Raw genomic sequence first — 13,177 nt, forward strand, 5'->3', positions numbered from 1 at the left:
CGCTAAAATCAACGACCTATTGAAATCGTTGGTGACTCATATTGACTCTATTTACGATTAATACCTGCAAATCGTTTGGTTGCCGCAATTTAGGGCTACCAGTATCAGCATCCGCAGATTACACTTGGCCAGACTACAGACTGGGATTTCCTGCATTACACTGTCGAGCATGTGGGAGTTATCCTCCGCTGTTTGATGAACAACAATTTAATGAATGGCTGTCTGTTCACTTAAGTGCCTATGCTTCAGAAAACGGTTATTTTTGTCCTGAATGTTATCGCAAAGAAATTATTTGTTATGGTCATAACCCACAGGGAACACAGCGCGTTCAATGCCGAGTCTGCAGAAAAGTCTGGACGCCCAAACAGCAAGAACAAAGAAAAATAGTCCCCCCAGAACGGATTGAAACTGTTCCACTCATTGTGCCGTTCCAGGGGAGTAGTGCAGCACAGAAACTGTATGTTTTACTCAGTTTCGATGCCGTCTGCGGTAATGTTCTGCATATCTCCACAAATTTTACTCAGCATTATATTGGTGAAACTCTACGGTATCGCTGGCGCGGGATTATTGAGCCTGATTTGCATCATAGTGATATCGTAAATCGCGTTGATATGCGCGAGATGCAATTTCTACATCGGAGCCAGTTTGATGAAATTCAGTATGGAAGCGCGATTCTCAAACGTAATGCCAGAGGTGCGATTCTGCGTCCAGTTATTGCGGCTCACGGGCATTTTCGCGTACTGAACCTCCTTTTCCCTAAGGTAAAGATGCACGTTATTTCACACGAATGTTTTCTTCGGGGAGCCGTCATTACCGTTTGGGCTGAACTGTTTCGCCAACGGCAGGGGGAGATTTGGTTTATAGAGGAGGAGATAAATGACGACGGTATTTCTATTCCCTGGTGTTTTCAGAGAACCACGCAGCATGGCTGGTGGCAAAGTCAGTGGCAGCTTTGGGTGCAGGGAAATAACCGTAAGATGGTTTGCCCATTAACCGGTGGTGATAGCCGTAACGCTAAAACGCTCTCTTTAACGGCCAGCAGGTGCTTTATCCACTGGCTATACCAACAAGCGAATTTTACCCACAGTGCTCAATTATCTGCAGGGCGCGTAACGCAAATTCTACTTTCCCTGGCGAATGACTATAACGCTGAACTATCATGCCGATATTAAATATGTAGTACTGTCCCAACGCTTTGTGATATTAATCCAGAAAGCACGCCGGTAAATTCTGATACAATATAGCGAAAATAAATTTCTTCCGGACTGTCCAGACTTAATGTCAAGGAGGTATCTAATAGGGCCTCCCCACGCGCCAAATAATATTATATAAATCCAGCTAGAAAATGCATTTGATGATGGATCTTTTCATGGCAAAATAATGACTTTCAAAAGTTGTATGAGTAAAAAACTTTGCCGCATGATGAGGTTATTTTTCCATAGCAGAGCTATATACTTTTTCTATATCGTAAAGAATAAACGTTGAGCCTCTCTGTTTTGTGATTAATATCACATGGAATACAGTTAATAGTTTTTATAGATCGATTTATTGCATGATAGTTATCTGTTATTGATATGGTGATTATATTTAGTAAATAGAATGTATAAGAGGGACAAGTGGGGGAGAGCATAACCCGATAGCGCGACGACTAACGGGTTCAGGAAGGGAACCGTAACGCGGGTGGATAAACGGATACAGACCATGGGAATCGGTAAGTTTAAAAGGGAATCACTCCGAACCTGCTAGTACAGGTTTTGCTGTCAGCAAGGGACATAGAGTGGCCACTCTATTATTGAACGGAAACGGCCCCAAATCAGACCACTAATTTTCCCGGAAAAGCAAAAAGCCTGCTCGAAAGCAGGCTTTTCTAAATTTGGCTCCTCTGACTGGACTCGAACCAGTGACATACGGATTAACAGTCCGCCGTTCTACCGACTGAACTACAGAGGAATCGTGTGAACGAGGCGCATACTACTGGCCTCGCATTTTTGTGTCAACATTAAATTTAAATCGCTGATTCAATTGGCTAAGTTTAGCTCAAAGCGTGCTTTTAATGAACAACGCGCGCATCATCCTCATCCAGCCGATCGTTTTCCCGTAAACGCTGTAGCGGATCCTGACGATAGAACTGGCAGAAACGCTGCCAGAGCGCCGGGAATCGAGGGGCGAAGAGCTCTGGTGCGCTAAAGAAATATTCTGATAGCACGGCAAAGCACTCTGCCGGATCGGTCGCCGCGTAGGCATCGATGCTGGCGGCGCTTTCGCCGACTAAATCGATCTCATCCTGAATGTTATTCATCGCCGCATGGAGGTCATGCTCCCAACCGGCCACTTCTCGCAAGGGGATGAAAGGAACGCCGCTGGCGCGATCGCCGTTGCGTGAATCCAGCTTGTGCGCGACCTCGTGCACGATCAGATTGAAACCAGAGGCATCAAAGGAATCCTGAATATCCAACCAGTTGAGGATAATGGGGCCCTGCTGCCAACTTTGACCGGATTGCACGACCCGCTGGTTATGTACCAGACCGATATCATCTTCCCATTCGTCATCGACAACGAAAGGGGCAGGATAGATCAGGACTTCATGGAAGCCATCTAACCACTCCAGGCCGAGCTCAAGCACCGGTAGGCAAAACAGTAGTGCGATGCGTGCGTTATGTAGCGGCGTTAGCTCAAACCCCTGAAGCGGCACCAGACGCTTTTGCTGTAAAAAACGCGCAGCCATCTGGCACAACTGCTGCTGTTCCTGTTGAGTAAGATTCGCTAAAACGGGAATGGCAACCGCTTGTTCCCACGGGATTTCACCATTGCCTGTCTCTTCTTCTGCTTTCCACGGCCATTTAAACATCATATCGCTCGCAAAGTCGTCACTTGAACTCAATTTAAGGGACTGGAGCTATTAAAATGCCAAAGAACCTGGCATTATAGCAACCTCAACAGCGGAGAGATGCCAGAGCGGCTGAATGGACCGGTCTCGAAAACCGGAGTAGGGGCAACTCTACCGGGGGTTCAAATCCCCCTCTCTCCGCCACTATTCAATCACTTACGCCAAATCCTTTCAACGACCCCCGTCACACTTGGTATAGTGTTGGTATATTCCGTTGGTATATTTTTATCAATCATCATCTTCTTAATCCTCGATAATCGGTAGATCTAATGTTGGTGAAACGGTCAATTTTCGGTCGTAAACCAGTACCTGACCCTCTGTCTTATGCCAGGAGAAAAGTTGCTTATCTCTGCTCGAACCTTCGTAATCTGAAATGCCTTTTGCTTTCAGATCGTGAAAGGTTACTTTGAGTTTACGCCCTAACTTTTCTGAAGCAGCTGCGCGCGCCTTTTCCCACAAATCACTAAATCCACGTATTGAGTATTTCTCCCCTTGTTACTGCATACCACATACTCGGTACCTCCAAGAGTTGCAGCCAAATTCCGTGCATGCAGAAGGCGGTCAGCCCACGCGCTCAACTGCTTCTTCCCCGTTTTTCCCTGTTGGATGAATAAGCCATCCTTTCTCGCCTGATCCCATGTCAATGACAAAATATCGTCAAGGCGGGTAACGAACTATAACTCTGGCTATGCACAGGCATATGTTGCGAAGCTCAGCGGCACGGGGAATATAATTGCATCCCCCGCATCAGTGTGGCGATTCGATGCGCGCGGCATTCACGCAAACAACACCTACGGAGGCGGCGCGATTTGGTTTGAAGAGCTGGTAGGAACAGAGCACAAGCTGATCCTTTCCGTTCGTGGCTTCGGCACCGCTACACAGTATTGGTCTTTCCTCGTTGGTGGCCGCATCCAAAGCAGTCAGAACGGGTTCGTGCAATTCCAGGGGACGTCTGACACTCGCCTTAAGCATGGCATTGAACCGACCGACGGACAGCTATCTGTCGACCGTATTCGGGCGTTTGACCTGGTGACGTTCTACAGCTGGGCAATAATGTGTACTTGTTCAGATTCCAACTGACAATTTGCGTAGCGAGAACGCAATCAAATCTAACTGTCCGCTAAGAGATGTGATTTCACCGGGTAGATGCAACGCTATCCTTAATCAAGTGGAACTTCGTGACTTGTTCACTCAAATGCGTGTCATGAGAAAGCCAGTCCATGTCTGTTGTCTTTGTCACTCTTGCCTTCTGAAGTTGTTGAACTATGTTTTTAATTAACATTTGTTAGTTAATGTAAAATAAAATCAGAGAGCGTGAATTATGAAAAATGTCAAGATTATCCCTCTGGCAGCAATTATTGCTGCACTGCTCTTACCTTCATGGGCAGGCTCCCAGGAACTGGGTCCATTGAACAGCCCGGTTCGGAGTCAGGATCCGGCTAATTTCAACAGCAAGGAAGTACTATCCCACCTCGCCCCGGCTATCTGGACAGGTAAAAATCTGGCTTACACCCAACCAGCCCCGACGATTGCGGTAGCGCAGACTGAATACGCCAAGATGATGCAGCAGACTATTCAGGAAGTGGTCAAGGGGCATATTTACCATGCCTATGGATTCCAGTTGGCCTCTACGCTCATTATTAAAGGTGACAAAGGGCTGATAATTATCGATCCGGGTTCCGATGATGATAGTGCTAAAGCCACGAGAGATGCATTCATTAAGGCGGTGCCAGATGCCGCCAACATGCCGATAGATGCAATTATTTATACCCACCGCCATCCTGACCATGCTTTTGGCTCTACCGGCTGGGGCGTGACTCAGGCCGATGCTGATTCCGGTAAAGTGAAAGTCATCGCGTCTGAGAACTTTGTACCTGACCTGGTGAATGACGTTGGCGTGGTGGGTAATATTCTGACTCAGCGTACAGCCTACGCGGCAGGTTATGTGGCGCCGGGGCCAGAAGGTCCGGTGCATTTTGGCATTGGGCCAGCATTTGGTGCAGGACCGATTTCCTTTGTTATGCCTAATGAGCTGGTCAAAACCGGGGAACCGCTAAAAACTACCATTGATGGCGTTCAGCTGGAAATCTTCCATGCCTACGGGGATGCCGGCGAAGATGAAATCGCGATTTATCTACCGCAGTATCACCACCTGCACGGTTCCGAAACGGTTCAGGGGGAAACCTTCCCGAACCTCTACACACTCCGTGGAACGTCCTATCGTGATGTGGATAAGTGGATGGAAGGGGTAAACCACTTGCTCCAGTATGCTCATGAAGCCAACTCCTATTCAGGCTCTCACATGCGCGCCTGGGAAGGAAAAGACTTTATTGTACAACGTATTCAGAACTATCGTGATGCCATTCAGTACGTCCATGACCAGGCGATTTACTGGATTAATCTGGGCTATAAACGTGATGACCTGGCCGAGAAGGTTATTCTTCCTGAACCTTATGCTAGCGACCCATGGTTACAAGAATACTATGGCACTGTTGCCCACTCCGTGCGCAACATTTATGACGGATATCTGGGGTGGTGGGAAGGGGATGCTACCCAGTTAGCCCGTCCTGGCGTAGTGGAACTATCCAGACAGTATGTTGCGGCTATGGGAGGACGCGACAAAGTAATTGAGATTGGTAAGAAGGCAATCGCGGACAAAAATTATGGCTGGGCTGCAGAAGTACTAACTCACTTAACTCGTGTTGATCCTAATGATATGGAGCCGCGTAAACTGAAAGCGGAGGCGTTACGTCAGTGGGCCTATGCGCAGACCAATATCTACTGGCGTGCATTCGCTATTTCTGATGCTAAAGAACTGGATGGTACACTTGACCGTTCTCATCCATGGAACTTTGCTGACCCTGCAATCGTAAAAGTGCTACCGACCAACGCGATTCTGAAAACAATGCGTGTGCGCCTGAATGCGGAACGAGCAAAAGGCCAGACCCTGAATATTCAGTTCAGTACAAGCGATACAAATGAAAATTCCGGGTATCAGGTCCGTAATGAAATTGCCGCTTTCGTTGATGGCAAGCTGCCTTCAGCAGACGCAACTATTAAAGGAACCAAGGAGCAGATTCTGAAAACGGTGGCCACCGGCAAACTGGCTGAGGGCGTAACAGTGGACGGCGATAAAGCTAAAGCAGATACGTTCCTGGGCTTGTTTGATGTGATCACTCCAAACAATGTTAACCTCGTGCTGCCGCCTGATGCAAAATTAAATCCTCAGGGTTAACCATGCAATCTGGGTTACGTGAGTGATAAGTCATCATAATAATTAACCTCCAACTATGTTGGGGGTTATTTTGTCATGGCTCATTAATCGAGTCATTCGAAGGGATGTGTACCTCGTCTGCTATTGGCTGTGCGTCCATCGATTGAACTCATAGCACAAAGCGGGCTTTCAGATTGTGCCTTAAGAGTGCCAGGTCAGGTCAAAGGTACAACAAATAATGCCATGAACTCGCCCGATGTCTGTATGCAAGAGTTACCGTGTGGGTAAGCATTAGTTATGAATAAAATATATAGCTAGTTAACTAAATTCCTCCAAAATATCATACACAACTTCTTGAAATAACATCAATTTTAAGTTTGTTTAACGATGAGCCGTATCCAATTGAGCCGCCAGACGGAATCTCTTCACAACTAAGTGAATATCGTTAATTAATTATGGAGTATTCGACGGAGTGATTTTTGCAATCAACGATGCCAATTCTATCAATTGTTGATTTTGGTCCAGTTATCTTAAAATCGACAGAATAGGCGCCAGCATCGATTCTCACATTTCCAAAGCTTAAGGTTGGTGTCGGTGTGCCTAATTTAGAAACCTCTTCGCTCCACCTCGGCAACCTGTTTTCAAGATAATCTTGCTTAACGATATCAATTGCCTGTTTATCATATTCTGTTTGGCAGTTGTCTTGGGTACCTTCATTCAATGCAGGATTAAATAAAAGATATGTAACGAGGACAATAATAACGGCAATGATGACCATGGCAATTGTGAGTTTTTTCATGACACTTCCTTTTGATATAACATGCTGATTATCTAAATGGTAACACAGGAAAAAAAGTGTATCCGAGTACTCGATAATTTTAAGGGTAAGTCAGAGGTGCTATCCCGACTTACAAGAAGCCTAAGAAGTGATGAGTGATTAAAAGTGTTGGTATACTATCTGTAGAAAAGTGGCTAACTTACTGAAAAATATAACCTGCATAATAATCGAATATACCAGTAGATTGCGTCATTTGATTGATTTTAAAGGATATCATTCCGGTCCCGAAAACCAGAATAGGGGCAACTCTACCGGGGGTTCAAATCCCTCTCTCTCCGCCACTATTCAATCACTTACGTCAATTCCTTTCAACGACCCCCGTCACACTTGGTATAGCCTTTCGTCAGGCGAATCTCAATCATCATCATCCTGGTTTATGTTATTGCCTAAAATTTGCTCAAAAAATAGCTGATTGCTATGAGTCTGCTGTGTTTGCGAGCAGTATGCGATGTCTTCAACGATTTCTCATGGCCGCAGGGCGTAAAAAAGCCCGTGCGAGACGGGCTTTGGCAACAAGAGAGTCTTAGAATTGGTAGACCAGACCCAGCGCGACAATATCATCAGTGGCGATGCCATTAGCGCGGTAGAAGCTGTCGTCTTCATCCAGCAGGTTGATTTTGTAATCAACGTAGGTGGACATATTTTTGTTGAAGTAATAGGTCGCGCCTAGTTCAACATATTTAACCAGGTCCTTGTCGGCGTGGTTGTACAAGTCTTTGCCTTTAGACTGCAGGTAAGCCACGGACGGACGCAGCGGTAAACCGACATTATCGAACTGGTACTGTGCAACGGCTTCGAAGTTCTGCGTCTTATTGGCGATACCGCCGCCCAGGGCGCTGTCACCTTTACCGAAGGAGGTCATGTTGCGGGTTTCCGCATACATTGTCGCCAGGTAAATGTTGTTAGCATCGTATTTCGCACCAACGGTCCAGGCATCGGCTTTATCGCCGTCAGCGTAAGCACGGCTTGCGGATGCGGCAACCTGATTGTCGGTACGGTCAGAAGAAGCATATGCCGCGCCGAAGCTGACACCCATGCCGAGATCGTAAGAGGAGGAGATACCGAAGCCGTCGCCGTTTTCATTCGCCAGTTTACGACCGCCGCCGTTGTTGGTGCCTTCGCCAGCGCCCGCGTTTTCGTTATTGCCCTGATATTGCAGAGCAATGTTCAGACCATCCACCAGGCCGAAGAAATCGCTGTTGCGATAGGTCGCCACGCCGTTGGTACGGCCGAGCATAAAGACGTCAGTCTGGGTGTAGGTGTCGCCGCCGAATTCCGGCAGCACGTCGGTCCAGGCTTCCACGTCGTAGATAACGCCATAGTTGCGACCATAATCCAGTGAACCGTAGTCAGCAAATTTCAGACCAGCGAAGCCCAGACGAGTCCAGGAGTTGGAACCTTCGCCTTCGGTAGTGTTAGCCTGAATGTTGTATTCCCACTGACCGTAGCCGGTCAGTTGATCGGTAATCTGCGTTTCGCCTTTCAGGCCGAAACGTACGTAGGTTTGATCGCCGTCGGCGTTAGCGTCGTCAGAAAAATAACGTAAGCCGTCGACTTTACCGTAGATGTCCAGTTTGTTGCCGTTTTTATTATAAATTTCTGCAGAGTGCGCCGCGCCTGCTGCTAATAAAGCTGGCAGCATAATAGCCAATACTTTTCTTTTCATTATATATTCCCTTTAATCATAATTAATATGAATTGTCTAATTCCCTATGGAATGACGAATTGATACTAGCCGTTTAAGTTCATTTTTAATTAAATAAAAAATGTAATAAAAGTATATTAAAATATTTCAAATTATTTCTTATGTATTCAATATATGTATTTTGTATTTGTTGGGTGATGAATATTCTCATGGTCTATTCTTGTTTGATATCATTGAGCTATATAAATCTTCGTTTCATTTTCTTTGGTGATGTAATGCAGGCAGGTGATGCCATTTTGAACAGGATGTTTCACAAGGATAAAATGACGGTGTTATCGTTTTTGACGTAATAATTCTGTTTTATGTTACCCACGTATCGTAAAATGATAATAAATACCGCGACATTTCATCAATTCTTCTTATTCAAAAATATAAATACATCCGTAGTATATATATCGGGTGTATTTGCCATTCTGCGATTGAAGATGATGAAGGCGCGTTTTACGCCACACTCATGCTTTCTGATCGGCACGAGAGTTGTATAATGTGATGTGCATCACTTTTGTTGTCTGGATGCGATGTGCTGTGGTTGAAGTATGGAGAAGGATGTCATGGACACTCGAACGAAACGAGGCCCCGGCGGAAAGCTGGCGCTGTGGGCTTTTTACGCTTTTTGCGGTTATTTTTTATGGGCGATGGCGCGGTACTGGTGGATAGTGGGACGCATTCAGAGCGTTCCCGGCGCGGGCATTGATGGAGAACTGGGTTCAACGGCGGGTAAGTGGATCGGCGCGCTACTGGGGTTCCTGGTACTGGGGATAGTTGGTTTAGTCCTTGGTGCGATAGCCTGGTACACTCGTCCCCAAACCCAAGTGTATGAACAGCGCGATTAAAGTTGCTATGCTCGTGGCTTACCTTAGCTTTAAGGAAAGCTCATGTTACTGGTTGAATGGCAGCAACGATTTGAAAACTGGTTAAATACACATCACGCACAGGAAGATGCCGCTCATGATATTTCGCACTTCCGCCGCGTCTGGGGCACCGCGCAGCAACTGGTCGGCGATAGCGGCGCTGACCAGTTGGTCATCCTGACGGCCTGCTATTTTCACGATATTGTCAGTCTGCCGAAAAATCATCCTGAACGCAGTCACTCCTCACGGATGGCGGCGGTTAAAACACAGGCTATCCTGCACGCTTCTTTCCCTGATTTTCCTGCCGATCGTTATCCTGCCGTCAGGCATGCCATTGAAGCACATAGCTTCAGCGCAGCCATCGTACCTGAAAGCGAGGAGGCGAAAATTGTACAGGACGCCGATCGCCTGGAAGCGTTGGGTGCTATTGGCCTGGCGCGCGTCTTTGCCGTTTCCGGCGCGCTAAACAACATCCTCTTTGATGCCGAAGATCCCTTTGCTGACCAGCGTGAGCTTAATGACAAGAAATATGCTCTTGACCATTTCCAGTGCAAATTGCTGCGTCTGCCTGAAACCATGCAAACAGTGCGGGGGAGAGCGATGGCGGTGCATAATGCCCGCTTCCTGGTGCAATTTATGGCTAAGTTGAGCGCTGAACTGCGCGGCGACCCGATATCGCTGGATGAAGCCGTTTTACGTCGCTTTGATCCCGAGGTTTAAATTCGTTGAGGCTATTTGTGGTACTCTCTGCAAAAATTGTCCGGGCTGGTTGAGGTTATGCCGCAAAATTTATCAAAGGAAAGTTCCCTGGCTGAGCCGTCAGGGGAACACGCGCAGGCGTTACTGCGTCAGCTGATGACGATTTATGATGTCAAAACGCTGGTGGCGCAGCTGGTGACCGTGGGCGATCAGCACTGGAGCCCGGCGATACTCAAACGTGTGGCGACGGTTGATCGTGCGGCGAGCCGCCTGACCACAGCCGAGTGCACGCATCTGGCAAGTCTGTTGCCGACACCGCCGACTTATCATCCGAACGAGGCGTTTCGCTTTATCGATCTCTTTGCCGGGATCGGCGGTATTCGTAACGGTTTCGAAGCCATTGGCGGGCAGTGTGTTTTCACCAGCGAGTGGAATAAACACGCCGTACGGACCTACAAGGCCAACTGGTATTGCGACCCGCAGCAGCATCGTTTTAACGCCGATATCCGTGATGTCACCCTTAGCCATCGCGCCGATGTCAGCGAGGAAGAGGCGGCACAGCATATCCGCGAGGCGATCCCGCAGCATGATGTGCTGCTGGCGGGCTTCCCCTGCCAGCCTTTTTCCCTTGCGGGCGTGTCAAAGAAAAATGCGATGGGCCGCGCCCATGGTTTTGCCTGTGAGACTCAGGGGACGCTGTTCTTTGATGTCGTCAGAATTATTGCGGCTCGTCGCCCGCCGATCTTCGTGCTGGAAAACGTCAAGAACCTGAAAAGCCATGATAAAGGAAGAACTTTCCGCATTATCATGCAGACGTTGGACGAGTTGGGTTATGAAGTGGCCGATGCCGATCATGTTGGTGCGGACGATCCTAAGGTTATCGACGGACGCCATTTTCTGCCACAGCACCGTGAGCGTATCGTGCTGGTGGGGTTCCGTCGCGATTTGCAGCTACACGATGGCTTCACGCTGCGCGACATTGCCCGGTTTTATCCGCCGCAGCGACCGACTTTTGGCGAACTGCTGGATCCTACCGTTGACGCTAAATTCATCCTGACGCCGGTGCTGTGGAAATACCTGTATCGCTATGCGCGTAAACATCAGGAGCGCGGTAACGGTTTTGGTTATGGTTTAGTTGACCCGACTAATCCGCACAGCGTTGCGCGGACATTGTCGGCGCGCTACTACAAAGACGGCGCTGAGATCCTCATCGATCGCGGGTGGAATAAACCGCTTGGCGAAAAGCATTTTGACGATCCGCAAAATCAGCTACGCCGCCCGCGGCGCTTGACACCGCGCGAATGCGCGCGCTTGATGGGCTTTGAAGCACCGGGTGAACATCGTTTCCGTATCCCGGTGTCCGATACTCAGGCCTATCGTCAGTTTGGTAATTCGGTGGTGGTACCGGTGTTCGCCGCGGTGGCGAAGCTGCTGGCGCCGCGGATTGCCGAGGCGGTGGCGCGACGTGATGTCGGGGATAGCGATGGCAGACGTTCACGATAAGGCCACGCGCAGTAAAAACATGCGCGCGATTGCCACCCGCGATACGGCAATCGAGAAACGGCTGGCGGCACTGCTGACACAGGCCGGTTTTACCTTTACCGTCCAGGAAGCTTCGTTGCCCGGAAGACCCGATTTTCTGCTGCGTGACTACCGCTGCGTTATCTTTACTCACGGCTGCTTCTGGCATCACCACCGCTGCTATTTGTTTAAAATGCCGGCGACACGTACGGATTTCTGGCTGCAAAAAATCGGCGCTAACGTTCAGCGAGACCGCCGCGATCTCGCTCTGCTGTTGGAGCAGGGGTGGCGGGTGTTGGTGGTGTGGGAGTGCGCGCTGCGTGGGCGACAGAAGCTCAGCGATGAGGCGCTTAACGAACGGCTGGAAGAGTGGATCTGCGGTGGGGGAGCTTGCGCGCAGATCGACACTCAGGGTATTGGTTTTATTGATCCGGCTGACAACTCGTCACGGTAGGGCGGGCAGGGAAGAGATATTTCCCCAGCGTCACTAATACCACCGCAAAAATAATCACCGCCAGCGCCAGCCATTCGATCAGCGATAAGCTTTCGCCGCCGAATCCAGTACCCAGCAACACGGCGACGACCGGGTTCACGTAGGCATAGCTGGTGGCCACGGCAGGCGTCACGTTGCGAATCAAATACATATAGGCGTTAATGGCGATAAGTGAACCAAAGACGGCCAGATAGGCAACCGCAAAAATTCCGGACCAGGACGGCATTTGCGTGAGTTTTTCACCCGAGAGCCATGACGCTACGGAAAGCACGATCCCCGCCGCCAGCATTTCAATCGCCCCGGCCATCATTCCGGTCGGCAATTCAATACGTGAACCGTACACGGAACCGAATGCCCAGCTCAGCGATCCTATCAGGATCAGTACTGCTCCCCATGGGTTGCCGCTGAGGTTGCCGCCGCTATTGAGCATCACAATTCCGGCCAGACCGATAGCGATACCTAACCACTCCAGCTTACGCGTGGCGATGCCAAAAAAGCGGCTAAAGCAAAGCGTAAATAGCGGCACGGTGGCGACCATCACCGCAGCGATGCCCGATGGCACATGCTGATGCTCGGCAAGAGTAACGAAACCATTACCGACGGCAAGCAGGAGGATGCCAATCAGCGCCGCATTCAGCAGAGGCCGCCGGGCGGGCAGTTTATGGCCAGTGGCCAAAAGATACAGGAGCAATACGCCGCCAGCGGAGAGGAAGCGGATCCCGGCCATCATGAGCGGCGGCCAACTGGCGACGCCAATAGCGATGGCAAAATAGGTCGAACCCCAGATGATATATAGCGCGAAAAGCGCCCCGATAAGCGGTAAAAGCTGACGGGTGGACATACTTCCTCACGACAAAAAAGAGATAGAAAGGAGGCATACAGTAAACGTGAAAACGAACGGCCTGGCGAGCGCTTTCATTGTGGTTTTATTGTTAAATTTTTGTTGACTAATGACATCTCTGGGCGTGA

General features: G+C 48.9%; 10 protein-coding genes and 2 tRNA genes. 7 read left to right on the top strand and 5 right to left on the bottom strand.

The annotated features are described in order from the left end of the window. Positions 1–38: 38 nt before the first annotated feature. Positions 39–1,172 (top strand): cytoplasmic protein, encoded by a 1,134-nt coding sequence (locus PYR66_08590; GenBank protein ID WEF30388.1) that lies wholly within the window; start codon positions 39–41, stop codon positions 1,170–1,172. Positions 1,173–1,874: 702 nt separating this feature from the next. Here PYR66_08590 and PYR66_08595 read toward each other — a convergent pair. Both PYR66_08595 and mtfA read right to left on the bottom strand, forming a co-directional pair. Continuing rightward, positions 1,875–1,950, bottom strand: a tRNA-Asn gene (locus tag PYR66_08595). A 100-nt stretch (positions 1,951–2,050) separates the two neighbouring features. Next, entirely contained in the window at positions 2,051–2,851 is an 801-nt protein-coding gene (gene mtfA, locus PYR66_08600; protein WEF29747.1) for a DgsA anti-repressor MtfA, read from the bottom strand. Positions 2,852–2,941: 90 nt separating this feature from the next. Here mtfA and PYR66_08605 point away from each other — a divergent pair. Together PYR66_08605 and PYR66_08610 are read left to right on the top strand one after the other, a co-directional pair. After that, positions 2,942–3,031, top strand: a tRNA-Ser gene (locus tag PYR66_08605). 1,177 nt (positions 3,032–4,208) lie between these two features. Continuing rightward, positions 4,209–6,122: an alkyl sulfatase dimerization domain-containing protein gene (locus PYR66_08610; protein WEF29748.1), complete on the top strand. Its 1,914-nt coding sequence runs from the start codon at positions 4,209–4,211 to the stop codon at positions 6,120–6,122. Positions 6,123–6,546: 424 nt separating this feature from the next. Here the strand turns inward: PYR66_08610 and PYR66_08615 are convergent, their stop codons facing one another. After that, a complete protein-coding gene (locus tag PYR66_08615) occupies positions 6,547–6,900 on the bottom strand; it encodes a YebF family protein (protein ID WEF29749.1) in 354 nt (117 codons plus the stop codon). A gap of 562 nt (positions 6,901–7,462) precedes the next feature. Beyond that, entirely contained in the window at positions 7,463–8,605 is a 1,143-nt protein-coding gene (gene ompC / locus PYR66_08620) for a porin OmpC (protein WEF29750.1), read from the bottom strand. A 590-nt stretch (positions 8,606–9,195) separates the two neighbouring features. Here ompC and drpB point away from each other — a divergent pair. The 4 genes from drpB to PYR66_08640 are packed head-to-tail and all read left to right on the top strand — an operon-like array spanning position 9,196 to position 12,169. Beyond that, positions 9,196–9,477, top strand: coding sequence for a cell division protein DrpB (gene drpB, locus PYR66_08625; protein WEF29751.1), 282 nt, complete (start codon positions 9,196–9,198; stop codon positions 9,475–9,477). Between the two features lie 42 nt (positions 9,478–9,519). Continuing rightward, positions 9,520–10,215, top strand: a complete 696-nt coding sequence (locus PYR66_08630; GenBank protein ID WEF29752.1) for a phosphohydrolase — start codon at positions 9,520–9,522, stop codon at positions 10,213–10,215. 57 nt (positions 10,216–10,272) lie between these two features. Continuing rightward, the gene (locus PYR66_08635; GenBank protein WEF29753.1) at positions 10,273–11,697 is read left to right on the top strand and encodes a DNA cytosine methyltransferase; all 1,425 of its coding nucleotides are present in this window, start codon (positions 10,273–10,275) and stop codon (positions 11,695–11,697) included. Continuing rightward, complete coding sequence (locus PYR66_08640; protein ID WEF29754.1) at positions 11,678–12,169, top strand: very short patch repair endonuclease; 492 nt, start codon at positions 11,678–11,680, stop codon at positions 12,167–12,169. Before PYR66_08635 ends, PYR66_08640 begins: the two co-directional genes overlap by 20 nt. Here the strand turns inward: PYR66_08640 and yedA are convergent. After that, on the bottom strand, positions 12,138–13,049 hold the full coding sequence (gene yedA, locus PYR66_08645; GenBank protein ID WEF29755.1) for a drug/metabolite exporter YedA: 912 nt from the start codon (positions 13,047–13,049) through the stop codon (positions 12,138–12,140). The genes PYR66_08640 and yedA overlap by 32 nt on opposite strands. Positions 13,050–13,177 lie beyond the last annotated feature (128 nt).

Origin of the sequence: Klebsiella aerogenes (assembly GCA_029027985.1) — a bacterium.
In the GTDB taxonomy this organism is placed as follows: Bacteria; Pseudomonadota; Gammaproteobacteria; order Enterobacterales; family Enterobacteriaceae; genus Klebsiella; species Klebsiella aerogenes_A.